The sequence below is a fragment of the Bacteroides mucinivorans genome (genome assembly GCF_034654355.2).
Classification (GTDB): Bacteria; Bacteroidota; Bacteroidia; order Bacteroidales; family Bacteroidaceae; genus Bacteroides; species Bacteroides nordii.
Genome location: NZ_CP178179.1, coordinates 5,328,791 through 5,353,147 on the forward strand (window position 1 = coordinate 5,328,791; position 24,357 = coordinate 5,353,147).

At 40.3% G+C, this 24,357-nt stretch carries 24 protein-coding genes, 1 tRNA gene and 2 pseudogenes; 16 read left to right on the forward strand and 11 right to left on the reverse strand.

Annotated elements, in window-relative coordinates; all coding sequences use genetic code 11:
• Window positions 1–201: 201 nt before the first annotated feature.
• From VCM39_RS20210 to VCM39_RS20260, 11 genes and pseudogenes are all read left to right on the forward strand, one after another.
• Window positions 202–519: a DUF1493 family protein gene (locus VCM39_RS20210; RefSeq protein ID WP_223381766.1), complete on the forward strand. Its 318-nt coding sequence runs from the start codon at window positions 202–204 to the stop codon at window positions 517–519.
• An 89-nt stretch (window positions 520–608) separates the two neighbouring features.
• Window positions 609–1,028 (forward strand): hypothetical protein, encoded by a 420-nt coding sequence (locus VCM39_RS20215; protein ID WP_025868332.1) that lies wholly within the window; start codon window positions 609–611, stop codon window positions 1,026–1,028.
• A gap of 26 nt (window positions 1,029–1,054) precedes the next feature.
• The gene (locus VCM39_RS20220; protein WP_044158618.1) at window positions 1,055–1,447 is read left to right on the forward strand and encodes a hypothetical protein; all 393 of its coding nucleotides are present in this window, start codon (window positions 1,055–1,057) and stop codon (window positions 1,445–1,447) included.
• Between the two features lie 10 nt (window positions 1,448–1,457).
• The gene (locus VCM39_RS20225) at window positions 1,458–1,874 is read left to right on the forward strand and encodes a hypothetical protein (RefSeq protein ID WP_025868330.1); all 417 of its coding nucleotides are present in this window, start codon (window positions 1,458–1,460) and stop codon (window positions 1,872–1,874) included.
• Between the two features lie 62 nt (window positions 1,875–1,936).
• Window positions 1,937–2,350: a hypothetical protein gene (locus VCM39_RS20230; RefSeq protein ID WP_007483576.1), complete on the forward strand. Its 414-nt coding sequence runs from the start codon at window positions 1,937–1,939 to the stop codon at window positions 2,348–2,350.
• A 3-nt stretch (window positions 2,351–2,353) separates the two neighbouring features.
• Window positions 2,354–2,770: a hypothetical protein gene (locus VCM39_RS20235; RefSeq protein ID WP_025868329.1), complete on the forward strand. Its 417-nt coding sequence runs from the start codon at window positions 2,354–2,356 to the stop codon at window positions 2,768–2,770.
• An 84-nt stretch (window positions 2,771–2,854) separates the two neighbouring features.
• Window positions 2,855–3,025 (forward strand): annotated as a pseudogene (locus VCM39_RS20240) (hypothetical protein); the annotation flags it as partial.
• Window positions 3,026–3,377: 352 nt separating this feature from the next.
• Window positions 3,378–3,632, forward strand: a complete 255-nt coding sequence (locus VCM39_RS20245) for a hypothetical protein (RefSeq protein WP_223381764.1) — start codon at window positions 3,378–3,380, stop codon at window positions 3,630–3,632.
• 21 nt (window positions 3,633–3,653) lie between these two features.
• Complete coding sequence (locus VCM39_RS20250; protein ID WP_025868370.1) at window positions 3,654–4,082, forward strand: hypothetical protein; 429 nt, start codon at window positions 3,654–3,656, stop codon at window positions 4,080–4,082.
• Between the two features lie 152 nt (window positions 4,083–4,234).
• Window positions 4,235–4,489 (forward strand): hypothetical protein, encoded by a 255-nt coding sequence (locus VCM39_RS20255; protein ID WP_322933188.1) that lies wholly within the window; start codon window positions 4,235–4,237, stop codon window positions 4,487–4,489.
• 138 nt (window positions 4,490–4,627) lie between these two features.
• On the forward strand, window positions 4,628–5,056 hold the full coding sequence (locus VCM39_RS20260) for a hypothetical protein (protein WP_025867069.1): 429 nt from the start codon (window positions 4,628–4,630) through the stop codon (window positions 5,054–5,056).
• 187 nt (window positions 5,057–5,243) lie between these two features.
• Here VCM39_RS20260 and VCM39_RS20265 read toward each other — a convergent pair whose 3' ends face one another.
• The 11 genes from VCM39_RS20265 to VCM39_RS20315 form a co-directional block, all read right to left on the reverse strand.
• Entirely contained in the window at window positions 5,244–5,930 is a 687-nt protein-coding gene (locus VCM39_RS20265; RefSeq protein WP_007483570.1) for a Crp/Fnr family transcriptional regulator, read from the reverse strand.
• 50 nt (window positions 5,931–5,980) lie between these two features.
• Entirely contained in the window at window positions 5,981–7,249 is a 1,269-nt protein-coding gene (locus VCM39_RS20270) for an alginate export family protein (RefSeq protein ID WP_322933187.1), read from the reverse strand.
• 6 nt (window positions 7,250–7,255) lie between these two features.
• Window positions 7,256–8,047, reverse strand: a complete 792-nt coding sequence (locus VCM39_RS20275) for a cytochrome c biogenesis protein (RefSeq protein ID WP_289292299.1) — start codon at window positions 8,045–8,047, stop codon at window positions 7,256–7,258.
• Window positions 8,044–9,285 (reverse strand): cytochrome c biogenesis protein ResB, encoded by a 1,242-nt coding sequence (locus VCM39_RS20280; protein WP_289292300.1) that lies wholly within the window; start codon window positions 9,283–9,285, stop codon window positions 8,044–8,046. Before VCM39_RS20280 ends, VCM39_RS20275 begins: the two co-directional genes overlap by 4 nt.
• Window positions 9,286–9,567: 282 nt before the next feature.
• Entirely contained in the window at window positions 9,568–11,046 is a 1,479-nt protein-coding gene (nrfA, locus tag VCM39_RS20285) for an ammonia-forming cytochrome c nitrite reductase (protein WP_221651224.1), read from the reverse strand.
• A gap of 94 nt (window positions 11,047–11,140) precedes the next feature.
• Window positions 11,141–11,728, reverse strand: a complete 588-nt coding sequence (gene nrfH, locus VCM39_RS20290) for a cytochrome c nitrite reductase small subunit (protein WP_322933186.1) — start codon at window positions 11,726–11,728, stop codon at window positions 11,141–11,143.
• A gap of 210 nt (window positions 11,729–11,938) precedes the next feature.
• Entirely contained in the window at window positions 11,939–12,460 is a 522-nt protein-coding gene (locus tag VCM39_RS20295; protein WP_322933185.1) for a biotin/lipoyl-containing protein, read from the reverse strand.
• Window positions 12,461–12,474: 14 nt separating this feature from the next.
• Entirely contained in the window at window positions 12,475–13,986 is a 1,512-nt protein-coding gene (gene accC, locus VCM39_RS20300; RefSeq protein ID WP_322933184.1) for an acetyl-CoA carboxylase biotin carboxylase subunit, read from the reverse strand.
• Between the two features lie 21 nt (window positions 13,987–14,007).
• The gene (locus VCM39_RS20305; RefSeq protein ID WP_195348718.1) at window positions 14,008–15,552 is read right to left on the reverse strand and encodes an acyl-CoA carboxylase subunit beta; all 1,545 of its coding nucleotides are present in this window, start codon (window positions 15,550–15,552) and stop codon (window positions 14,008–14,010) included.
• Window positions 15,553–16,013: 461 nt separating this feature from the next.
• A complete protein-coding gene (locus VCM39_RS20310; RefSeq protein WP_221651221.1) occupies window positions 16,014–16,649 on the reverse strand; it encodes an FKBP-type peptidyl-prolyl cis-trans isomerase in 636 nt (211 codons plus the stop codon).
• 11 nt (window positions 16,650–16,660) lie between these two features.
• Window positions 16,661–18,202: a glycine--tRNA ligase gene (locus tag VCM39_RS20315; protein ID WP_002558859.1), complete on the reverse strand. Its 1,542-nt coding sequence runs from the start codon at window positions 18,200–18,202 to the stop codon at window positions 16,661–16,663.
• Window positions 18,203–18,385: 183 nt separating this feature from the next.
• Between VCM39_RS20315 and VCM39_RS20320 the strand changes: the two genes are divergently transcribed.
• The 5 genes and pseudogenes from VCM39_RS20320 to VCM39_RS20340 form a co-directional block, all read left to right on the forward strand.
• Window positions 18,386–21,037, forward strand: coding sequence for a DNA gyrase/topoisomerase IV subunit A (locus tag VCM39_RS20320; RefSeq protein WP_221651220.1), 2,652 nt, complete (start codon window positions 18,386–18,388; stop codon window positions 21,035–21,037).
• A gap of 116 nt (window positions 21,038–21,153) precedes the next feature.
• Window positions 21,154–22,017 carry a DUF3316 domain-containing protein gene (locus tag VCM39_RS20325; RefSeq protein WP_221651219.1) on the forward strand — a complete coding sequence of 288 codons (864 nt, stop codon included), beginning with the start codon at window positions 21,154–21,156 and terminating at the stop codon, window positions 22,015–22,017.
• 78 nt (window positions 22,018–22,095) lie between these two features.
• Entirely contained in the window at window positions 22,096–23,100 is a 1,005-nt protein-coding gene (locus tag VCM39_RS20330) for a S41 family peptidase (protein WP_221651218.1), read from the forward strand.
• 83 nt (window positions 23,101–23,183) lie between these two features.
• Window positions 23,184–23,265 (forward strand) — tRNA-Leu (locus VCM39_RS20335).
• Between the two features lie 62 nt (window positions 23,266–23,327).
• Window positions 23,328–24,212, forward strand: a pseudogene (locus tag VCM39_RS20340) (carbohydrate kinase family protein); the annotation flags it as partial.
• Window positions 24,213–24,357 lie beyond the last annotated feature (145 nt).

Here is a 24,357-nt window from a genome sequence, read left to right on the forward strand (position 1 = left end):
TTAACACTTATTTTAAAGCAGAATTTCGATTGTAATCTCGACTGTGATAAATATAATTAGCTTCAATAGAATTGTAATAAATTTGTTCCTTATTTAGATTGAGAATAGCTATTACTACCGCATCATTTAATTTAGAAAAGGAGTTTAGAGCAAATACTTGATTTGAAAATAATGATTACAAACAATTTAATAAAAAAAATAATGAACAAAGATGATATTTGGAGACAAATTATTCAGTTTGTCAAAGAAGAACGGTGGGATGACGAATATACTCCTGAAACAGATCTCGTAAAAGATTTGAAACTCAACGGAGATGATGCTTACGAATTTATCTACTTATTTAGCAAGAAATTCAATGTAAGCATTACCGAATTTAAATTCGAAGAGTATTTCTATCCTGAAGGAGATCGTATACTTCTAAAAGTATTAAACTTAATTCTAAAACAAAAGAAAAAAGTCAAGAAAAAAATAACTCTCAGAGATTTAGAAAGGAGTGTGAAAGAAGGAAAATTGGTTTGAGATTATCTTTAAAATACTTATGAAAAAGATAATTTAAACTTTAACAATCATAATGGAAAGTTATACTGAAGCATCAAGTCAAATATAGTATGAAGAAAAAAAGTTTGCAGAATCTGTTTCTTATAAGTTTATTTTTCCTTTTTAACAGATGCAATAACTCGAAACCTACATCTCAAGATTTTATTGGAACATGGGTCTCAGAAGATGGAGGAGAGATCATATTTAAAGAAGATAGTACATGTATCGTCAAAGGAATATATGCGAAACAGATCAATCCATTTTCAGAAGGAAAAGTATCATTATCTGGTGAAGGGCAGTGGCGAATCCGAACTAAAGACAGTAATGGATATGATCAATATAATATAGCTATTTATCTAAAAGGAGTAATTTATTTCTCGTTATTCATTTCTGGGGAAGGACTATTAGACAACAGACCTCCATGGTATTTATTTGATTATATCGGTGATCCAGATGAGCTTAATTTATATAAGTTTACAAAATCAAAATAAGAAATGAAGAAAAAAGTTTATTCAATCTGGCATTTGTATGTTTATGCTTCCTTTTTAACGGATGCAATAGCCCTAAACCTACATTTCAAGATTTTATTGGAACATGGGTTTCTGAAGACGGAGGAGAGATCATATTAAGAAGCGATAGTACCTGCGTGTTAAAAAATATACATGATACTTATATTGACATTATTTCAGATGACAAACCACTCAACTATGAAGGGAAGTGGATTTTGAGAGAAAAGGATGATTTAGAATATGATAAATATAATATAAGAATCGAAAAACAGGGAACATTTTTAATAATCTTCTACATTTCAGGAGAAAGATTATTTGGATATGCTTCTCCATGGTATTTATTCCAATATATCGGAGATCCGGATGAGCTTAATCTATATAAGTTTACAAAACTAAAATAAAAGAAATAGAATGAGATATTCTTATCGTAAATATGCTATTTTGATAGCCATAATTTCGGCTACCCTTGGTGTTATAATTGCTTTCGTGTATTTTTTAAACTCCTTCCATTTATTGGAAGCCAAACCTATCCTCCTATCACAAGAATATCGAGGATATACAGAAAATAACCATTCCGGAAAAACAGAGTATGATTATATTGAGACCATTAATTTCTATTATATAGGAGGAGGAGTCACAAATAATGATTGCATCCAAGTTCGGAAGCAAAATAATACAACTAAAAAAGAAATTATTCTTGGTACTTTTGAAAAGTACAAAATTTTAGTCAGTTATTGTTTTAATGGTGATAGTTTAACTCTTACTTTAAAACATAATTTCGACTGTAATTCCGATTATGACACGTATGTAATAAATATAAATGAATGATGGGGCTATGCCCAAAACAAACCAAGCTTTTATTTGAACTGAAATATTTAAATCAAAATAATATGAAACAAAAAAAACTATTTAATATTATTTCTATAAGTTTATTCTTCCTACTCAATGGATGCAGTAACCCTAAGCCCACATTTCAAGATTTTATTGGAACATGGGTTTCTGAAGATGGAGCCGAAATTACATTACAAAAAGACAGTACATGTATATATAAAAATATTCCTATTGAATATATAGAGATATCCATAGATAAAGATTCTCTTAATAATACAGGAAAATGGTATTTGAAAAAAGACGATTTAGGATATAACGGATATTACATAGATATCAGACAAAAAGAGACTCCATATATGACCCTATATATATCAGGAGGAGGACTATTGGACAATACCCCTCCTTGGTTCTTATTTCAATATATCGGAGATCCAGATGAGCTTAATTTATATAAGTTCACAAAATCAAAGTAAGAAATGAAGATAAAAAGTTTATTTAATCTGTTTTTCATTAGTTTATTTTTCCTACTTAATGGATGTAATAACCCTAAACCCACATTTCAGGATTTTATTGGAACATGGGTTTCTGAAGATGGAGGAGAAATCATATTAAGAAGTGATAGTACTTGTGTGTGTAAAAACATACGCGATAACTATATTAATATATTTTCAGAAAAAAAGCCACTCAATTATGAAGGAAAATGGATTTTAAGAGAAAAGGATGATTTAGAATATGATAAATATAATATAAGAATTGAAAAGCAGGGAACGTTTTTAATAATTTTCTACATTTCAGGAGAAAGATTATTTGGATATGCTTCTCCTTGGTATCTGTTTCGATATATTGGAGATCCAGATGAGCTTAATTTATATAAGTTCACAAAGATCAAATAAAGAGAGATATGAAGTCAGTACTGCCCAAGCGGTCAGCCTTGGGCAGAAGGAACAGGAAGAGACGTTCAAAACCGTAAATATAACGGTAAAGAGTTCATTGAAATGCATGGATATGATACATACGATTATGTGGCACGTGGCATGTATCCGGCGATTATGAGTTTCACGTCAGTGGATCCACATGCTGAGAATTATTACAACCTTAGTCCATACGTATATTATGGTGGGAATCCTATAAGCAGGATTGATCCATAGTACAAGCGACCCGGTAGAAATAGAGCGGTTTTGGAATTCTTTATTTTCGCCTCTTGTAAACATGCTACAATATTATTCTAATTCATTCAATTTCTCATCCTGGGATCATCTCACAGATGCAGAGTTCACAGACAGACTGACTTTTAATGACGAGAATGAGACATTTTATTTTAACTATAGTAAAATCATTAATGGCGAAATTAATGTTATAGGAATATCTGTTAGAGCTACAAATGTAAACTAAGGAAATGCCTGGACCCAATATGGACTTCCCGCTTCCGGAAGGATAGAACAAACCAATACTATATACGATTTATTAACGGGACGTTTTATAAGGAAAGCAGGTATAGAAATGGCTAAAGAGGCTATTTTTCCAGGTGGTTCGCCTACCAGTACTTTTGGTATAAGATCCGGGAAAAAGTTTACGAAAGGAATGCCACATGGTGATGGTGGAAGAGCATTAAAGAAAGCAGAAAAACGTATTAAGGAGTTACAAGAGAAGATGAAAACGGCTCCTGCTAAAGAAAAAAAGAGGATACAAAAAAAGATAGACAGGATACGTAAAGATGCCCATGACAAAAACAATGGTGAAACTCACTGGAATTAACAACAAAACATTTTAGACAACATGAAGAAAAAAGGTTTAATCCCCAATAAATCATACGATATTTTTGTTTTAGGAGATAATATTTCTAACTATTTACATTTACCTCATCGCATCGATTTTTATGATGACGATCCATATATATGCCATGATACTTATTATTTTGATAATTTCAATTTTGAAGTGTGGGTTGAAAATGGTAAAATAGAGACTATTTGCTGTGATATAGAGTGTTATTGGCAGGATAAAAACTTAATAAAGATGTTCTATAAAGAGTTCTTGACTCTTATTAATTACCAGCAGTCTGATAGTGATGATTTCGTATATGTTCCCATAAGTAGAGATAGGGGACAAAACCAAAGAGTTCATTACTTTGACAACTTGGGACTAACATTATGGGTATGGAGAGAGAAAATAAGAACAATATTAATTTACAACTACAAAGATGAATAATAGAGAACCTTTGCAAGGAAGTTAGAGCTACAAATGTAAACCAAGGAAATGCCTGAACCCAATATGGACTTCCCGCTTCCGGAAGGATAGAACAAACCAATACTGTATACGATTTATTAACAGGACGTTTTATAAGGAAAGCAGGTATAGAAATGGCTAAAGAGGCTATTTTTCCAGATGGCTCGCCTAATAGTACTTTGGGTATAAGATCCGGAAAAAAGTCTACGAAAGGAATGCCACATGGTGATGGTGGAAGAGCATTAAAGAAAGCAGAAAAACGTATTAAGGAGTTACAAAAAAAGATGAAAACGGCTCCTGCTAAAGAGAGAAAGAAGATCCAGAAAAAGATAAATGACATTAGAGGTGCTGCTCTAAAGAAAGATAAAGGTGAAACCCATTGGAACTAATTTTAATAACCATCAAGTTCACTCTTTTAGCATGCTGTCTTCTAACAATATATAAAAAAGACAAATGAGAGAATTAACAGAGTCAGGAAACACTACCAGCAACTGACTCGCATAAAATAACGAAATAAATTCATTAATATGGCAGAAGCAGGATTAATACCTAACAAATCTTATGAAATTTTTGTGTTAGGAGACAGCATTTCTAACTATTTACATTTACCTCACAAGATAGAGTCTTACGATGATCCATACATATATTATGACACCTATTATTTCGATAATTTCAATTTTAAAGTTTGGGTTGAAAATGGCAAAATTGAAACAATTAAATGTGATAAAAAGTGTTATTGGAAAGGCAAAAATTTGATAAATATGTTTTATGAAGACTTCTTGATGTTAATAGATTATCAGCAACCTGACAATGCAGATATCTTATACGTACCTGTTAGCAAAAATAGAGGACAAAATCAAAAGGTATATGATTTTGACAATTTAGGACTAATGATATGGGTATGGAGAAAGAAAATTGTAAATATATTAATTTCTAATTATGAAGATGAACCATAGAAGGCTTTAAAGTATAAAAATAAAAATCTTTAGAATTAATAACAAAAGCAGAAATAACAACATGGAAAAGACAGGCTTAATACCCAACAAATCATATGAGAATTTTATTCTTGGAGATGATATTACTAATTATTTGCATTTCGTGAAGAAAAAATTCATTAATCTAACATTTACATACTTTATCACATCAAATATACTCCTTCAATCCTTGCATATTCAACAAGGTAACCTCTCTCTTATCCACAGAGATCAATCCCTCTTTTATCATCTTATTGATCTCTTTTGACAGGGCAGGACGGGTTACTCCTAAATAATCTGCCAGTTGTACCTGATTATGCTCCAACAAAGCGATACCATCAGAGGTGCGATGCTCCATGAGATAATAAACGAAACGACTGCGAAGGTTCTTATAAGAGAGGATACGCAAACGGGTAACGGTACATTTATTGCAGTTGCCTGTCACACAAAGAAAACTATGGAGTAACTGTGGCACGGAACTTATCAGTTTGAAAACCGAAGTACGGGTAGCCATAAGAAGAATAGAATCTTTACTTACGGTAAAGGTGGCAGGCAGAATATTGTTTTCGCCAAACAGATGCGGAGTAGCAAAGGCGCGGGGTGCGATGATCTCTTCTACCTTTACCAGATTGCCGGCTACATCGATGATATTAACCTCCAGCTCGCCTTTCAGCAGCACATACAAATGATTGCAACGCGTATCTTGTTGCAGCACCACCTCTTTACGGGATACCTTGTACAATGTAAATTCAAGTTCGTCCATTAGACGATGTTTTACATTCACATCTAAGTCCCGGAAAAGAGGTATCTGCCACAGCAGTTGTTTATACTCATCTGTAAAATCGATTTTTACCACAGTACTTCTCTTTGGTTTGTGACAAAAATAGCTCTTTTTCCGTTACAGTCCTACCATTTAGCAAAGAAAATACGTGGGTTGATATTGAGAGAGACCCATCCCCAGTCTTGCCAGGCATCATGGTTACCGCCTTTCACCACATCCATGTATTTCGTCCCGAGCATGGTTGAGTAACCAACCGTCAGTTTCACATCCTTCATCACTGTGTAATCTACCTGCAGGTCGAACTCTGATCCGAGACTACGTCCTTCATCTCCCTCTACTGTTACGTCATAAGTAGTAGAAAAGTGATGATAATTCAGTGACAGGGCCCAACGGGAAGTGGGTTTAAAGTCAACACTCAGCTGCTTGTCCCACAAACCTTTATTGTAAGCAGAAGCATAGAAGTAATCCATACCACCATAAAACTTATGATGAGTGCCATAAAGCGGATCGAATGTAGAGGCCTTACTACTTTCCGGATCACCGCTCAGATAATCGGTCAATATGCTGACGGACCATTGCTGATTGATTTTATATCCCGCTTTCACACCGAACATATAGGCTGAGACCTTTTTCACCTCATCGCCCACTTTCCTTTTACCAAACTGATAGTAAGCACTTCCGTTTAACGTCCAGTTACCTGGAGTATAGGTGAGATAAGTTCCGGTGGTAGGCATATAATTCGTTTTTCCTTTTTCGGGCGTTCCGGTCTCATAGCCTACATTCATGAAAAGCAAAGAGGCATTGAAATTCTTAGCCCACTGACCGTTATACCATAAAGTCTGCATGGTTTTATAAGGCTGTGCTTTAGAAGGATCATAATAGTTGCCACCTATCGTTTTTTCATCATTCTGATTGAAAGCGAGGACAAGGTGCATTTTGTGTTTCCCGGCTTCGTATCCCAACTTCAATGCATCATGAAAACGTCCTGCCACATTCCAATCGAGACTACCCAGTAAACGTTCATCATCATATACCAATGACTGGCGTCCCAACTGTGCGAAGACACCTTTCCCCAAATCCAGCTTTGCCCATGCCTCATGAAGAATAAAACGTCCGTTCTTATCAATCTGAGGGTCTTGTCCCCACACACCTACATGTTGGGCAGAAAGCTTCATTTGCAGACGATCCCGCTTGTATCCAAGTGAAAAACGGGCACGATTGTTTATAAAAAAGGCAGGTAACTGTCCGTCGGCACGCGGACTAAGTACGCCATTGCGATATTCACCGCGGGCACGCAGTTGTGCATCAATACTAAACTCGTTCTTCTCTTCCTGTGCGCAGACAACAGAAGAGCACAGTACCAATCCGGTTAAAATAATAGCAGTCAGTTTCATACAATATTAGTTTAAATTATAAGTATGTACACTCGTTCCTTGTGCCGAAGGCAGATAATTGATGCCATACCAACACATTTGAAGTAAAAGAAAACAAACCAATAATCCGGCGAGTGCCTTGCGATGGCTCCTGCGTTGATGAAGCCGGAAGTGAATATAACAGAGGTAACCTATCCATGTGGCAGCTGCCCACGTCTCTTTTGGGTCCCAACTCCAGTAGTGTCCCCATGCCTCTTTAGCCCACAAAGCACCGAAAAGCATCCCCAGGGTCATAAACGAGAGCCCCACATACACCAGATCATCACAAAGTTCCATTTCCCGTTCGGCTGCCGGTTTCTTCTTTATCCATAACAGATAAACTGCCATTACCGTGGCTGCCCCAAGCATGGCATAAGCAAACATATATACGATGACATGCGGTGCAAACCAGGGACTTTGCAAAGCAGGCATCAGTGTCTTATTATGAATTTCAGGCTTAAAAAGATTGACACAGATAAACACCAGTGACAATACAAAGCTGAAACTGAGTATCCACTTATAGCGCCAGCGAACATAAGTGATGATACCTGCCAATGGTAAGAAAAAGGAATACCACAAACGGGTCTCCCCCATTGTACGCATGGGTGGACGCTCCAATGAAATCCACATCCCAAGGATAAAGGCAAAAAAGACAAGCAATCCTGCCAATGTAGGTCCCAGTACCCAACCCATTGACTTACCTTTCCAGGCAGTGAGAGCTCCAAAGCCCCAAAGACAAAGAGACACAGCAGCAAACCATCCGAAAAGATCCCAACTCATACTTTCTCCTCCTTTCTTTTGTGTGACAATACAAACATACAGACAGCACCGGCTATCATCATCCATATGCCCGTATAAACCACAGGCAACCAGGGATCACTAACCAACTCGAACACGCTGATATCACTCCAACGTCCTTTCGACTCGTCATAACTCAATTGATATATTTTCCAGCCCTCTATTTCAAAAGGTCGATTTACTTCAATCGTGGCTTCTGCCTTTTCTCCGGATTGTGTATAAACGGTTACTTCGGATGCAAAACGTTTCGGTTCGCGTTCGGGCATAATAAGACTTACTTTCTGATTCAAGCGAAGCGCTTTGTACGGAAACATAAAGCTACCGCAACTCACCCACCCTTCACGCTGCTCACCACTCATTGTATTTTGAGCTTTCACGTAGATTGCACACGCTGCCCCCATTGAATGAAACTCTACAAACCGAACGGTGTCTTCGGTAGCTACACTGGCCGCCATGGGCAACTTTTCCGTTACCTCAATTTCCCAATCCTGCAATTCTCCTTTGCTGAAATCATCTTCTATCAGCACATTCACCGGTTGTCCTGCCGGAAGTGCTTTTCCCGATTCATTGTCTATCAACATAAGTTTGGGTGGATATTCATCAATAGTGAAATCATGCAGTTCTATCGCCAATGGCAATTCCAGCATCTCTTTTTGTTTATTAAACGCCCGCCATTCTGCCTTACCCGTTTGAGTAGTCATTTCAAGCCGTTGCATATCGGCACTTCCCAACACAGCACCGGTCAGAGCTAAAAATAATCCGAGATGATTAAACAGAAAAGGAATATCACGTACTTTAAAGTGATGGATCCGCCGGAGAATGACCATCCCCAGCAATGTAACAAACCAAAAGAAGAGTAATACAAAAGAGCAAGCGGAAAGCATCTGCGAGAATCCCAGCCAACCTTCAATTCCTGTAACGGCAACTTCCGGACGGTACTGACGGGTAAACCCCATAATAACCGTTATCACCACTAAAGAAATCATAGCGCTGACAGCTGCCTGATAACTGCTCATCCAACGAACAAAGTAGTACTTACGAAAGAAAATATACAATACAAGTAACAGAAGTACATAGACTACTCCCGCATAAATATTCACCGGCCAGGCGAGCAAAGAAAGCGTACACTTTCCGAGCGCTACCTGCCAGAGAGTACCCACAAGAAAGAGCCCACCGCAAACAGCAAACCCTTCTTTATATCCCCATGGTTTTTGCCACATCTTTTTTAAGTTGAAAGTTGAGAGTTAAAAGTTGAAAGTTACTATGCAGTATGAATATACTGCTGATTAATATTTATTGAAACGCAAATAAACGCAGATTTTCGCGAATTAGATTGCTGCATTATGCTTGAAAACAATATTCCTTACAGAAAACCTGCGTTTATTTGCGTTTCAATAATAACCTGCTAAATAAGCATTTAATTGTAATGTATTACTTAGTTAAAAGTTAGTTATTATACAGTGGAGAGTCAGTTACTTACACTACGTAGCAACCTTCAACTCTCAACTAATTAAGCGCCCGTTAGCCTTTGCCTCTTTCAGCCATTGCGGAACAACTTCTTTCAGGAATTTATCTTTATTCTCATGTTCTTTCTTCATGTCAAGACCGATGTATTCCTGTGCTTTGGCCTTGGTAGAAATATCCGGCATTGGTACTTCACCTGTAAATCCATTATTGGCCAAAACCTTAGAAATAGCTAAACGCGCCTGCAAAGCTTTGTCCAAGCCATGACCCAGAATACGTTGAATTTCCTGTGGAGCATGGAAAGAGCCCCCGTGTGAAGCGACTCCAAAGTCCCATCTCCATTGTGCCTGACGAATCAGCTTCAGTGCCTCCTGCATCTGCAGGTCTGTAGCCCCCTTATCCCATGCAAACTTAGCTTCGATATGAGCTTTTGCCAATTCTTGTTCCAGACGGTTACGGATTTCATTTGCTTTACGCTGACGGTCGTATACATTATTACGAAGTGTTTCTTCACTCTCGCGATGACACACCTGACAAGTACGATCAATCATCGCTAACGGGCTTTGTATATGATGATCGCTGAACTTCATTCCCCCTTCACTCTTATACGGCATATGGCAATCAGCACATGATACGCCACGTTGTGCATGGATACCCATCTGAGAAATCTCATAGTCGGGATGTTGTGCTTTGAGGATACGTGCTTTGCTCAGCGCGTGTGTATAATCGGCAAAATCAGCCTCATCATAGTATGCCTCCATATCTTCCACTGTGAAGCCTTTGTCCCAGGGGAAAGTCAGATACTTACCGTCACCCTTGAAGTAATATTCCACATGGCACTGTGCACATACCAATGAACGCATCTCCTGCGGGGTAGCCTTATCAATGTCTTTTCCTTGACGGGCAAATGCCTCACGCAACGCCGGACGGCTGATGTGTAGCTTCATATTCTCCGGTTCATGACAATCGGCACAACCAATGGGATTTACAATCTCATTGCCAAAAGCAGCCCACTTGTTATTGTAAAAAGAGTCAACACCAAGCGCTTCCATCATACGGGGTACATCCGGGCTTTTACAAGTCCAGCAAGTAGAAGGCTGCGGACCACTGTGAGGATCCATCGGGGCACCGGTACGAAGACTTCGGGTGATGTCTTCAATGGCATGCATATGTCCACGTGGAGTTGTATAATCTTTAGAGAAAGCATATCCAGCCCAAAGAACCACCATTTCAGGACGTTTTTCAAGTACATCTACTGCTTCACTACCATTAAATTCGCTTTCAAAATCAGTCTGCGCAGTTTGTTTCCATGTGTCGTATTGCCGGGGATAATTCTCTCCGAAAACCTCATTACGAGCCTCGATACCTTTAATCTCTACCCGTTTGTTATTGAATACACTGACTATCTCTGCCCGGCGTTCCATTAATGAAGAGACCACCAGTCCCAAAACGAATACAACAACCATTGCTCCACCAAACAACAGCCATCCTTGCCATGCCTTTAATTTCTTTTCCATATTGATAATGTGCTAATGTGCCAATAAGCCAAATGTACCAATGCTATTCATACAGCAATTGAAAACAGGATAATTGACAGATCTATTTATGAATTTATTTATTTATCATTTTACGAAGCCATTCCGGCACTGGCGATTCCGGATAAGGAACCAGTGCATCCGAGGTAGTAGAAAGGCTGTTTTGCCCATGTGCCACATCACGATGACAATCCCAGCAGGCCTTTCCTTCTCCTACCTGAGACATCATATAATTGATACGCCCGGTAGACACAAACTCGGTATTGAGCTGTGTATGACAACGGATACAATTGTTCATGATTACTTCTGCACTTTCATCATTTGCTTTTATTACCTGATGCTCGCCACGAGTGAGAAACACCGCAACATGACGCATACCATCCATGCCCTTGAACGCCCACTTTTTTATCGGATTCTCATGAGGTACATGACAATCATTACACGTAGCATCCCGTCCGTGAGAACTGTGCATCCAAGTAGCATAATAGGGTCCCATGATATGGCAATTGACGCAAGCGGCCGGGTCGTCGCCCAGATAGGTATGCGCCCGGAGCATATACAAGAAAAACAACCCTCCCCCGATAATCAGACCGGACAAGGCAATGGCTACCATCTTCCAGCGCCTGGAAGGAAGTAGCCAATGAATAATCTCTTTTATTTTCATAAGACACTAAATATTAAGTATACTACCGGCCGGTTAACAGAACCCATATTCTCTTTACTTGTGCAAAGGAGCAAAATAAAAGCTAATAAATGTGTAATCTACATTACATATGAAAGAAATTATTTTTAATAATGTACCAATATACTAATTTGCCAATATGCTGCGCTGTACTGCCGAAAGGCATTGGCACATTAGCATATTGGCACATTATTACTCAATCACCATAATACGGTCGTTCAACCCTACTTTTGCCGTATCTTCTACAAAGATCTCTTTGACTATACCGTCCGTTAGCGAACGGATTTCGTTTTCCATCTTCATAGCTACCAGTACGCAAAGCGGGTCTCCTCGCTGCACTACATCTCCCTTCTTTACATATGTTTTCAATATCACTCCGGGCATTGGCGCCTGAACTACTTGACGCCCCACAGATTCGGCAGTATTACGGGAATTGTGTATCTTTTCCATTTCGCCTTTCAGTTCTATCTGATAAAGTTCTCCTTTGTTCATGATAGTATATGTAGAATTGGAAGACGAAATCTGCACTCCATGAGAATGATGATCAATGATTATAGAATGAATGGAATCACCGCCAAGGTTATAATCCACCTCATACACTTTTCCATTGACAGCTATTTTCTTCACAGGGCCATCTTCAAGAATCTCAACTTTATACTCATTGTCGGGCATATCCAGAAGCCGGGCATAATAGGTTGCTAATGTTGTACTCATAATCTCTGATGTTTTTAATAGTTATTGGCAGTCATCTGCAGTTTACCATAATATTTCCAAAGGGATTCTCCTACTACCGGAAGAGTAGTAGCCCTCGACGCTGCCTCTTTTTCCTTCTCAAAATGCTTCAGCGCAGCTGCAATTACAGCTACGGTAGGATCGGTATTCTGACGCCGTTTCAAATCTTCCTTGTCAAACCGAGTATCAATAAACGTAGTATCATACTCCCCTTTCAGAAAAGCGGCATTCTTCAAGACACGCTGATGGAACGGAATGGTGGTTTTAATACCCAGTATCTTATACTCCCGCAAAGCACGGGCCATATTTGATATGGCAGAAGTACGGTTTCTTCCCCAGCAACAGAGCTTGGCAATCATCGGATCATAATGCAATGACACCTCAAATCCGGCATAGGCGGCACTATCCAGGCGAACGTTACGTCCTTCGGGAGCTTCACGTACCGTAATGACTCCCGGCGACGGCATAAAGTTATTTTCCGGGTCTTCGGCATAAATACGACATTCGATGGCCGCACCTCTAAACTCAATATCTTCCTGATGATAAGGCAAGCGATTGCCGGCAGCAACAAGAATCATATCACGTACAAGATCAACACCGGTACATTCTTCCGTTACCGGATGTTCTACCTGAAGCCGGGTATTCATTTCAAGAAAATAGAAGTTCTGGTCTTTATCCATCATAAACTCCAAAGTCCCGGCACTGTAATATCCTATTTTCCTGCAAGCCTCTACAGCCACCTTCAACATCCGTTTCCGCGTCTCCTCTTTCACAAAAGGAGAAGGAGACTCTTCTATTACCTTTTGGTTTCGTCGTTGGATGGAGCATTCACGTTCATACAGATGAATTACATTCCCATATTTATCACCCAATATCTGCACTTCGATATGATGGGGATTTTCGATATACTTCTCTATATAAACCGCATCGTTTCCAAATGAAGTTCCGGCTTCGGATTGGGACAGACGAAGAGCCATCTCAACCTCTTCTTCGGAACGCACCAGTCGCATTCCCTTTCCGCCACCACCTGCCAATGCTTTCAGCATAATCGGATAACCGACTTCTGCTGCTACCTTTTTAGCTTCGGCAATGCCCTGAACCGGCTGTTCTGTGCCCGGAACAATGGGTAGGCCAGCTTCTCTCATGATCTTCCGCGCCTCCGTCTTAATACCCATCCGGGCAATTATATCAGCACTCGGACCAATAAAAATCACTCCTTCTTCCTCACAACGACGGGCAAAATCAGCATTCTCCGACAAGAAACCATAGCCCGGATGAATGGCAGCCCCAGTCTTTTTGGCTATTTCCAGAATCTTTTCCGGTTTCAAATAAGAGGTATCCTCCGGTGAATCAGAAATGCAATAGGCTTCTTCGGCGTAACGCACATGCAACGCTCCACGGTCTACCCGTGTGTAAATCGCTACCGTAGCAATATTCATCACCCGGCAGGTACGGAAAATACGCATAGCAATCTCACCACGGTTGGCTACTAATATTTTTTTTATCATAATATGTTTCCTCCTACAATATTAAAGCGGTAAATTAGAATGCTTTTTGGGTGGATTGGACTGGCGTTTATTAGCTAACATCTCAAAACTACGGATCAACCGCATACGAGTAATAGCCGGATCAATCACTTCATCCACATAACCGAGTTCGGCAGCCCGATAAGGATTTGCAAATTTCTCGCGATATTCAGTCTGAAGCTCTTTTCGTTTCTCTTCAGGATCTCCTGCTTTGTCTATTTCTTTACGGAACAGAATATTCACAGCCCCATCCGGCCCCATCACGGCAATCTCGGCCGTAGGAAAAGCAAAGTTCACATCTCCCCGGATATGTTTGGAGCTCATTACATCATAGGCACCACCATAAGCTTTGCGTGTGATAACCGTCACCTTAGGTACGGTAGCCTCACAATAAGCATATAGCAACTTGGCACCGTTACGAATAATGCCACCATATTCCTGGTCAACTCCCGGCAAGAAACCCGGTACGTCCACCAAAGTCAGTAGCGGAATATTGAAAGCATCGCAGAAGCGGACAAAACGAGCCGCCTTGACAGAAGCATCAATATCCAATGTACCGGCAAGTACCAGCGGTTGGTTAGCCACCACTCCCACAGTTTTCCCATTCAGACGAATATAACCAATGACAATATTCGCCGCATACTCTGCCTGAAGTTCAAAGAAACTATTGTCATCGGCTACTGCCTCGATCATCTCCTTTATATTATAGGGTTGATTCGGATTGGTAGGTACCAGCATAGAAAGCTCTGGTGTGAGCCGCGTGGGCGAATCGGAAGTAGCAACAAATGGAGGTTCTTCCATATTATTTCCGGGCAGGAAGGAGATTAATTCACGAATATAATTGATACATTCAATATCATTTTCAGCAGCCAGATGTGCTACACCGGATATAGAAGTATGTACAGCAGCTCCACCCAATTCTTCTTTACTCACCTCTTCCTGTGTCACACTCCTCACTACGTCCGGTCCGGTAATGAACATATAACCGGAATTCTTCACCATCAGGATAAAATCGGTCAGAGCCGGAGAATACACAGCACCACCGGCACATGGGCCCATGATGGCACTGATTTGCGGTATTACCCCCGATGCCATCGAGTTACGAAGAAATATTTCAGCATATCCGGCCAGCGAACGAACCCCTTCCTGAATACGGGCACCCCCGGAATCATTGAGCCCGATTATCGGGGCACCCATCTGCATGGCCATATCCATCACCTTGCAGATCTTTTTGGCATACGTCTCCGAAAGTGCCCCTCCGAACACTGTGAAGTCCTGGGCAAAAACATAAACCAGTCGTTTGCCTATCATACCGTAACCGGTAACTACCCCATCCCCTGGTATCTTCTGTTTCTCCATACCAAAGTCGGTACAACGATGCGTCACAAGTTTATCAAGTTCGATAAACGATCCTTTCTCCAAAAGTAAATCAATACGTTCACGGGCTGTCAGCTTTCCTACTGAGTGTTGTTTCTCAATTCGGGCATCTCCGCCGCCGTTCTCAGCTTTTCTGTTTAATTCTTCCAGATGGTTGATGAGTTCTTTCATGGGCATTCATATTTAAGTACGATATAAAAATAGAAATAATTACAGTGAATACATGTAATGCAGATTACATCAAGGGTGTATTCTATTAAATACAACATACTACTCCTAAGAAAAGTTAGGAAATATGCCGTAAAACATCTATCACTAATTTTCTTTCACTATAACCCTTTTTTATCAAATCAGAACAAGACTCTATGCTGTACAGATTTGAGTTACGAAGCCACACTGAACCTTATCATTAAAAATCGGACAAATAACACTCTATAGTAAACTCTTTCCAATTAAGAGAAATCAAAAATTCACCGTTTTTTCCTACAGTCGTCCTGAAGTAAGGTATGACAAGTATGATTACCTGTTTCCATAAAAACTCTTCTATAAAAGCCTAAAGCTTCGTTTATCAACAAAAAAAACCTGTCCCTCATCACTATGAGAAACAGGCTACTTCCTTTATATATAGAAATCTATTCTTCTACAGCCAAGGTCGACAGCGAATTCGAACTACGATTTTCGATACTATACAACTGCATATCAAAAATCAATGTGGAATACCCTAAAATGCTACCACTACCACTGGAACCATAACCATAGTTCCAAGGTATGTAAACTAACCTTCGCTCTCCTACTTTCATACGCTGAAGCATCTCAGTCCAACCAGTAATTACACCTGTTACTTTGAATTTCTTCGGAGAGTCAAAGGCTGTAGGGTTTGCACCTTTGAATCCATCAAATCGGTCTCCGATAATTAAAGTACCTTTATAATACATATATACACTATCTGTATAAAAAGGTTGCATATCTTGAGAAACATATCCTTCGATAACCTCATCCAGATTTGTCGGATTCGGATTTAACTTTGGATCATTCGTTATCGGTTTCAGCTCCTTATAAAAGATACAGGCACCCGGAGCAGACATAAGATGAATGCTATCCAATCCACCATGATCGGCCTCCGTAGTATAAACATTATACAAAGAGTCGATAAACGCCTCATTTCGTGCCTGCCAATTATCATATCTGCTCACTTCTTTCGTTTCTTCACAAGAAGTAAAGACAAGTGCCAGCAATAGGATTGGTAATAAATAGATTTTCTTATTCATTCGTCAAGGATTTATTGTAAAGTTTTCAAAAGCGAAGTGATGCTTACTCTGTCAGCAATGATATTGTTCAATTCAGAGATCGCTACACGTTCCTGCTGCATGGTATCGCGATTACGCAAAGTCACACAGTTATCTTCCAGCGTTTGATGGTCAACCGTTACACAATATGGAGTACCAATGGCATCCTGACGACGATAACGTTTTCCGATACTGTCTTTCTCGTCATACTGACAATGGAAGTGGAACTTAAGACTATCAATAATCTCGCGGGCCTTTTCGGGCAGTCCGTCTTTCTTTATCAAAGGCATTACGGCCAACTTCACCGGAGCAAGAGCTGCAGGAAGTTTCAATACCACGCGGCTTTCACCGTTTTCGAGTTGCTCTTCGCAATAAGCAGCACTCATGATACTGAGGAACATACGATCCACACCGATAGAAGTTTCGATAACGTACGGAGTGTATGACTCATTTAGTTCAGGATCGAAGTATTTGATACTCTTTCCGGAGAATTTCTCATGCTGGCTAAGGTCGAAATTAGTACGTGAATGTATACCTTCTACTTCTTTGAAACCAAACGGCATAAGGAATTCGATATCTGTAGCGGCATTAGCGTAGTGAGCCAGCTTATCATGGTCGTGGAAACGATAATGATCATCGCCGAAACCAAGTGCTTTATGCCATTTCAAACGCATTTCTTTCCATTTTGGGAACCACTCCAGTTCAGTACCCGGCTTTACAAAGAACTGCATCTCCATCTGTTCGAATTCGCGCATGCGGAAAATGAACTGACGGGCTACGATCTCATTACGGAAAGCTTTACCAATCTGTGCAATACCAAAAGGTATTTTCATACGACCGGTTTTCTGTACATTGAGGTAGTTCACGAAAATACCTTGTGCTGTTTCCGGACGAAGGTATATTTTCATTGCACCTTCCGAAGTAGATCCCATATCAGTAGAGAACATCAGGTTGAACTGACGGACTTCTGTCCAGTTCTTAGTACCGGAAATAGGACAAACGATTTCTTCGTCAATAATTATCTGACGGAGTTCGTCAAGATTACCATCGTTTAATGCTTTTGCAAAACGGGTATGAAGCGCATCACGCTTAGCCTGATGTTCAAGGACACGGCCATTTGTACTGCGGAACTGTGCCTCATCAAAAGCATCACCAAACTTTTTAGCAGCCTTAGCTACTTCTTTATTCATTTTATCGTCGTACTTAGCCAATTGGTCTTCGATAAGTACGTCTGCACGATAGCGTTTTTTAGAATCTTTGTTATCAATCAACGGGTCATTGAATGCATCAACGTGTCCGGAAGCCTTCCAGATAGTGGGGTGCATAAAGATTGCAGAGTCAATGCCGACAATATTCTCGTGCAGCAATACCATGCTGTCCCACCAGTATTTCTTAATATTATTTTTGAGTTCAACTCCCATCTGGCCGTAGTCGTATACAGCTCCCAGTCCGTCGTAAATATCACTTGAAGGAAATACAAAACCATACTCTTTGCAATGTGATACCAATTTCTTAAAAACGTCTTCTTGTGCCATTGTTTTATTTACAATTTAATCATTTACAATTTACGATTCCGATATCTGCCTGTAAATCACACTCGGAAATAATTCGCAAAGTAAATGATTTTTTTGGAGAAAATTCGTATTTTTGCGTGCACATCGTTCTATAATGATGTAAAAAAGATAATTTGTTGTTAAAACAAGAGGAATATTAACCATATGAGTGACGAAATCAACGAGATAACGGAAGAACATTCAGACTATAAGCCGGCGGACTCCCACAACGAAAGCGTAAAACATCAACTCACAGGTATGTACCAGAACTGGTTTCTGGACTATGCTTCGTATGTTATTCTGGAACGTGCCGTCCCCCATATCAATGATGGACTGAAGCCTGTACAACGCCGTATACTACACTCCATGAGGAGACTGGATGACGGACGTTACAACAAAGTGGCAAACATCGTGGGACATACCATGCAGTTTCACCCACACGGAGATGCTTCTATCGGAGATGCACTGGTACAGCTGGGGCAAAAAGATTTGCTAGTGGATTGTCAGGGTAACTGGGGTAACATTCTCACCGGTGATGGTGCAGCTGCTCCACGTTATATCGAAGCCCGTCTCTCTAAATTCGCACTCGACGTAGTATTCAACCCAAAAACAACGGAATGGAAGTTGTCTTACGACGGACGAAACAAAGAACCTATTACTTTACCTGTTAAATTTCCGCTACTATTGGCACAGGGAGTAGAAGGTATCGCAGTAGGACTTTCTTCTAAAATATTGCCACACAACTTCAATGAATTGTGTGACGCATCTATCAGTTATCTGCATGGAGAAAGCTTTAAACTCTACCCGGACTTTCAAACAGGAGGCTCTATAGACGTATCCAAGTATAATGACGGCGAACGGGGTGGTTCTGTGAAGATACGTGCCAAAATCAATAAGATTGATAACAAAACATTAGCGATTACGGAAATTCCTTATGGAAGAACCACTACAACAGTAATCGATTCCATTCTGAAAGCCGTAGATAAAGGGAAAATCAAAGTACGCAAAGTAGATGATAACACTTCTGCCAACGTAGAGATATTGGTACACCTGGCAGCAGGAACTTCATCGGACAAAACCATTGATGCGTTGTATGCTTTTACCGATTGTGAAGTAAGCATATCACCCAACTGCTGTGTAATCGATGATAATAAACCACACTTTCTGGCTATCAGTGATGTACTAAGAAAGTCGGCGGACAATACACTCGACCTTCTTCGTCAGGAGCTTGAAATACACAAAGGTGAGTTACAGGAAAGCCTCCACTTTGCTTCACTCGAAAAGATATTTATTGAAGAACGTATTTATAAGGATAAAGAGTTTGAACAATCCAAAGATATGGATGCTGCGTGCGAACATATTGATAACCGATTAACTCCTTTCTATCCGCAATTCGTACGGGAAGTAACCAAGGAAGACATCCTGAAACTGATGGAAATCAAAATGGGACGTATCCTAAAGTTCAACTCAGACAAAGCAGAGGAAAATATTGCTAAGATGAAATCGGAGATTGCCGAAATAGACAATCATCTGGCCAATATCGTGGAATACACTATTAGCTGGTACCAGATGTTGAAAGAAAAATATGGTAAGAATTTCCCTCGCCGTACAGAACTACGTAACTTTGATACCATCGAAGCAACCAAAGTGGTGGAAGCTAACGAAAAGCTATACATCAACCGAGAAGAAGGATTTATCGGCACAGCACTAAAGAAGGATGAATTCGTAGCCTGCTGTTCGGATATAGACGACGTAATCATCTTCTACAGAGATGGTAAATATATGATCACTCCTGTAGCCGACAAAAAGTTCGTAGGTAAAAACATACTGTATGTCAATGTATTCAAGAAGAATGATAAACGAACGATCTATAATGTAACTTACCGCGACGGAAAAGAGGGAACAACCTATATAAAACGTTTTGCTGTAACCTCCATCGTACGGGATCGCGAATATGACGTAACACAAGGTACTCCCGAATCACGGATCACTTATTTCAGCGCAAACCCTAACGGAGAAGCCGAGATCATAAAAGTAACGTTGAAACCGAACCCACGCGTACGTCGCATCATCTTCGAACGGGATTTCAGCGAGATTGGTATTAAGAGTCGCCAGGCACAGGGAGTTATTCTGACTCGTCTGCCGGTACACAAGATAGCCTTAAAGCAACGCGGAGGTTCTACGCTTGGGGGACGTAAAGTCTGGTTCGACCGGGATGTACTACGCCTCAACTATGACGGACGAGGTGAATATCTGGGAGAGTTCCAGAGCGACGACTCTATCCTGGTAGTTCTCAATACAGGCGAGTTCTATACAACAAACTTCGATGTGAGCAACCATTACGAAAACAATGTAAGTATCGTTGAGAAGTTTGATTCCAACAAAGTTTGGACAGCCGTATTATACGACGCTGATCAGCAGAACTATCCATATCTGAAACGTTTCTGCTTTGAAAGTGCCTCCCGCAAACAAAATTATCTGGGAGAAAATAAAGCGAATCAACTGATTCTGTTGACTGATGAATATTATCCACGTCTGGAAGTCATCTTTAGCGGTCATGACAGTTTCCGAGATCCGATGGTGATAGATGCCGATGAATTTATAGCTGTCAAAGGCTTTAAGGCAAAAGGTAAACGTATCACTACTTATACGGTAGAAACGATCAACGAACTGGAACCGACACGCTTCCCTGAACCTCCCGCCCCTAAAGAAGAAGAGGAGACAGAGGAGGAAAAAGAGATTCTCGATCCGGATCACGGCAAAAGTGAAGGGGATATTCTGGACGAGATGACTGGACAGATGAAGCTGTTTGAATAATGGAAAATTGAAAGTTGAAAGTTGAAAATGAGGGCAACTGCATTATACCTTGTCATAAAACCGGTTCCCATTTTCAACTTTCCATTTTCAATTTTCAACTAAATAAAGGTTTGTCAATGAAAAAGAAGATACTGTTAAAGATTGGTCTAACCGGATATTGTCTGCTGGCTCTCTGCCATGGACTGTATGCTCAGGTAGATTCGTTGCAAGCCAACCGCTATGTGACCCGTGCCACTATGTACGGAATAGGTTATACCAATATATTCGACACCTATCTGTCGCCACAGGAATATAAAGGTATCGACTTTCGTATCTCACGGGAAACAATGCGTATGACTAAGTTACTTAATGGAAAAGTATCCGTACAAAACTTTTTTCAGGCAAACATTGGATATACACATAACCGGGTAGATAACAATAATACCTTTGCCGGATTAGTGAATTGGAATTATGGATTGCATTACCAATTCCGTATCACAGAAAACTTTAAACTGCTGGCAGGTGCTTTGGCAGACATTAACGGAGGGTTTGTATACAATCTGCGCAATACCAATAACCCGGCATCAGCACGGGCATTTCTCAATCTCGACGCTTCCGGCATGGCAATCTGGCATGCTAAAATAAAAAATTATCCACTCACATTTCGCTATCAAGTCAATGTGCCGGTAATAGGAGTTATGTTTTCACCTCACTACGGTCAATCTTATTACGAAATATTCACATTGGGTAATTCCAGCGGAGTAGTACAATTTACTTCACTACACAACCAACCCTCCATGAGACAAATGTTATCCATAGACTTCCCGATTCGCTATGCAAAGATGCGCTTCAGTTATATAGCAGATTTACAGCAATCGGATGTTAATGATATCCGGACACATACATATTCACACGTATTCATGGTAGGATTCGTAAAAGACCTGTATCTGATCCGTAACAAAAACGGAACACCATTGCCGGCTTCAATAAGAGCGTATTAAAGGGAGAATGGAAAGGGGAGAAGTACTATGCAGAGTGATAGCGTAGACAATTGTAATTTGTAAATTGTAAATGGAAAGATGAGAAACTGGTGGATTAAAGTTGTGCTTATATTCTGTTGCCTGAGTGGGTTAACCGCCTGCATCGGGGAAGAAGAGTACACCAATGACCCAGCAGGAAACTTTGAACAACTCTGGAAAATCATCGACGAGCGATATTGCTTTCTGGACTATAAAGGCATAGACTGGAAAAAAATCGGAGAAAGGAAACGTAAATTTATTGAGCCGGAAATGGATGACCGGGATCTCTTTCAGGTACTCAGCGATATGTTGTACGAACTCCAGGACGGACATGTCAACTTAACCTCTACTGACAATCAGACACACTTTGACTTCTGGCTTGACTCACCACGCAATTTCAGTGAAGCAACGATAGAAAGCAACTATTATCTGGGGCAAAACTATCAACAGACAGCCGGTTTCAAATATAAAATACTGAACGATAAAATAGGTTATATCTATTATGAAAAATTTTCCGAAGGTATTGATAATAATGATTTAGACAGGGTTTTCTCTTATCTTTCTAACTGCAAAGGACTCATTATTGATGTCCGCCAAAATTCCGGAGGGAATGCAACAAACTCAGCAAAAATAGCTTCGAGATTTACAGAAAAGAAAATACTAACAGGGTATATCTGTCATAAAACAGGTCCAGGACACAATGACTTCTCAAAACCATATGCTATCTATCTGGAACCTGCCAAAGGTATTCGCTGGCAAAAGAAAGTAGCCGTACTCACCAATCGGCATTCATACAGTGCTACCAACGATTTCGTAAATCATATGAGATGTCTTCCTAATGTAACAATCGTAGGTGATAAAACCGGAGGAGGATCAGGCATGCCTTTTTCATCCGAACTCCCTAATGGCTGGACGATCCGTTTTTCTGCCAGCCCGCACTTTGACAAAAACATGAACCACATTGAGTGGGGAATTGATCCGGATGTAAAAGTAGATATAAACTACAAAGATGAAGTCAATGGACTCGATACGATTATAGAAGAAGCACGGAAATTACTAAAATAAACACTTTTATTCATCTTTCGTTTGGCAAAACAAAAAATATATCTATCTTTGCACCGCTAAAGAAAAAATTAGTCACGGATTTTGCGGCTGTGGCGTAATTGGTAGCCGCGCCAGACTTAGGATCTGGTGTCTCGCGACGTGGGGGTTCGAGTCCCTTCAGCCGCACAAACACTAAAAAGCCTTCAAGAACTACTCTTGAAGGCTTTTTCATTTAACCAAAGATTAAAATGAAGAAACATACTCTTTGTTGCATCGGACACATCACTTTAGATAAGGTAGTAACACCTCAATCCACGGTATTCATGCCAGGAGGAACTGCTTATTACTGTTCATATGCTATCCGACATCTGAACGATGTTGATTATAAATTGGTTACTGCAGTAGGAGACAGTGAGCTGAACGTTATAGACAAAATGCGTGATGCCGGTATTGATGTAACCACCCTTCCCAGCAAATATTCCGTTTACTTCGAAAACATATATGGCGAAAATCAGGATGAACGTACCCAAAGAGTACTCGCCAAAGCAGATCCATTCACCGTACAACAACTTGAGAACATCGAAGCGGATATTTTTCATCTGGGGTCTTTGCTGGCTGATGATTTTTCGATAGATGTCATCAAACATCTTGCCGGTAAAGGGCTGGTTGCTATTGATTCTCAAGGATACCTGCGTGAGGTACGCGATACACACGTCTATCCGGTGGATTGGGCCAATAAAAGGGAAGCACTGAAATACGTACATTTCCTGAAAGTAAATGAACACGAAATGGAAGTATTAACCGGATATGACAATGTAACAGAAGCTGCCCACAGACTCCACGAATGGGGAGTAAAAGAAGTTCTGCTCACATTTGGTAGCATGGGTTCGGTTATCTTCGACGGAAAAACCTTTTATCAGATTCCGGCATACAAGCCAAATGTAGTGACAGATGCCACCGGATGCGGCGATACATATACAATTGGCTACCTGTACCAGCGGGTTGCAGGAGCAAGTATCGAAGAAGCCGGACGCTTTGCCGCAGCAATGTCTACACTGAAAATAGAAAAATCAGGTCCATTCTGCGGAAATGAAGAAAACATATTGCAATGTATGAAGCATGCAAAAGAGGTGCTTCCCGCACAGGGAAGTACGCCAAGCGGTGATTACTATTCGAACGGATTTGAGTGTATTTCACCACAGAGTAACACAGAGTTCCACAGAGTTTAAATCTTTGATGAAACGCGGATTAACGCAGATTTTCACAAAGGGAAACAAA

What these genes read in the sequence shown, in the direction of transcription:
- VCM39_RS20210 (WP_223381766.1), top strand. Translation starts at nt 202, where the DNA reads ATGAACAAAGATGATATTTGGAGACAAATTATTCAGTTTGTCAAAGAA.
- VCM39_RS20215 (WP_025868332.1), top strand. Translation starts at nt 609, where the DNA reads ATGAAGAAAAAAAGTTTGCAGAATCTGTTTCTTATAAGTTTATTTTTC.
- VCM39_RS20225 (WP_025868330.1), top strand. Translation starts at nt 1,458, where the DNA reads ATGAGATATTCTTATCGTAAATATGCTATTTTGATAGCCATAATTTCG.
- VCM39_RS20230 (WP_007483576.1), top strand. Translation starts at nt 1,937, where the DNA reads ATGAAACAAAAAAAACTATTTAATATTATTTCTATAAGTTTATTCTTC.
- VCM39_RS20235 (WP_025868329.1), top strand. Translation starts at nt 2,354, where the DNA reads ATGAAGATAAAAAGTTTATTTAATCTGTTTTTCATTAGTTTATTTTTC.
- VCM39_RS20245 (WP_223381764.1), top strand. Translation starts at nt 3,378, where the DNA reads ATGGCTAAAGAGGCTATTTTTCCAGGTGGTTCGCCTACCAGTACTTTT.
- VCM39_RS20250 (WP_025868370.1), top strand. Translation starts at nt 3,654, where the DNA reads ATGAAGAAAAAAGGTTTAATCCCCAATAAATCATACGATATTTTTGTT.
- VCM39_RS20255 (WP_322933188.1), top strand. Translation starts at nt 4,235, where the DNA reads ATGGCTAAAGAGGCTATTTTTCCAGATGGCTCGCCTAATAGTACTTTG.
- VCM39_RS20260 (WP_025867069.1), top strand. Translation starts at nt 4,628, where the DNA reads ATGGCAGAAGCAGGATTAATACCTAACAAATCTTATGAAATTTTTGTG.
- VCM39_RS20270 (WP_322933187.1), bottom strand. Translation starts at nt 7,249, where the DNA reads ATGAAACTGACTGCTATTATTTTAACCGGATTGGTACTGTGCTCTTCT.
- VCM39_RS20275 (WP_289292299.1), bottom strand. Translation starts at nt 8,047, where the DNA reads ATGAGTTGGGATCTTTTCGGATGGTTTGCTGCTGTGTCTCTTTGTCTT.
- VCM39_RS20280 (WP_289292300.1), bottom strand. Translation starts at nt 9,285, where the DNA reads ATGTGGCAAAAACCATGGGGATATAAAGAAGGGTTTGCTGTTTGCGGT.
- nrfA (WP_221651224.1), bottom strand. Translation starts at nt 11,046, where the DNA reads ATGGAAAAGAAATTAAAGGCATGGCAAGGATGGCTGTTGTTTGGTGGA.
- nrfH (WP_322933186.1), bottom strand. Translation starts at nt 11,728, where the DNA reads ATGAAAATAAAAGAGATTATTCATTGGCTACTTCCTTCCAGGCGCTGG.
- VCM39_RS20295 (WP_322933185.1), bottom strand. Translation starts at nt 12,460, where the DNA reads ATGAGTACAACATTAGCAACCTATTATGCCCGGCTTCTGGATATGCCC.
- accC (WP_322933184.1), bottom strand. Translation starts at nt 13,986, where the DNA reads ATGATAAAAAAAATATTAGTAGCCAACCGTGGTGAGATTGCTATGCGT.
- VCM39_RS20305 (WP_195348718.1), bottom strand. Translation starts at nt 15,552, where the DNA reads ATGAAAGAACTCATCAACCATCTGGAAGAATTAAACAGAAAAGCTGAG.
- VCM39_RS20310 (WP_221651221.1), bottom strand. Translation starts at nt 16,649, where the DNA reads ATGAATAAGAAAATCTATTTATTACCAATCCTATTGCTGGCACTTGTC.
- VCM39_RS20315 (WP_002558859.1), bottom strand. Translation starts at nt 18,202, where the DNA reads ATGGCACAAGAAGACGTTTTTAAGAAATTGGTATCACATTGCAAAGAG.
- VCM39_RS20320 (WP_221651220.1), top strand. Translation starts at nt 18,386, where the DNA reads ATGAGTGACGAAATCAACGAGATAACGGAAGAACATTCAGACTATAAG.
- VCM39_RS20325 (WP_221651219.1), top strand. Translation starts at nt 21,154, where the DNA reads ATGAAAAAGAAGATACTGTTAAAGATTGGTCTAACCGGATATTGTCTG.
- VCM39_RS20330 (WP_221651218.1), top strand. Translation starts at nt 22,096, where the DNA reads ATGAGAAACTGGTGGATTAAAGTTGTGCTTATATTCTGTTGCCTGAGT.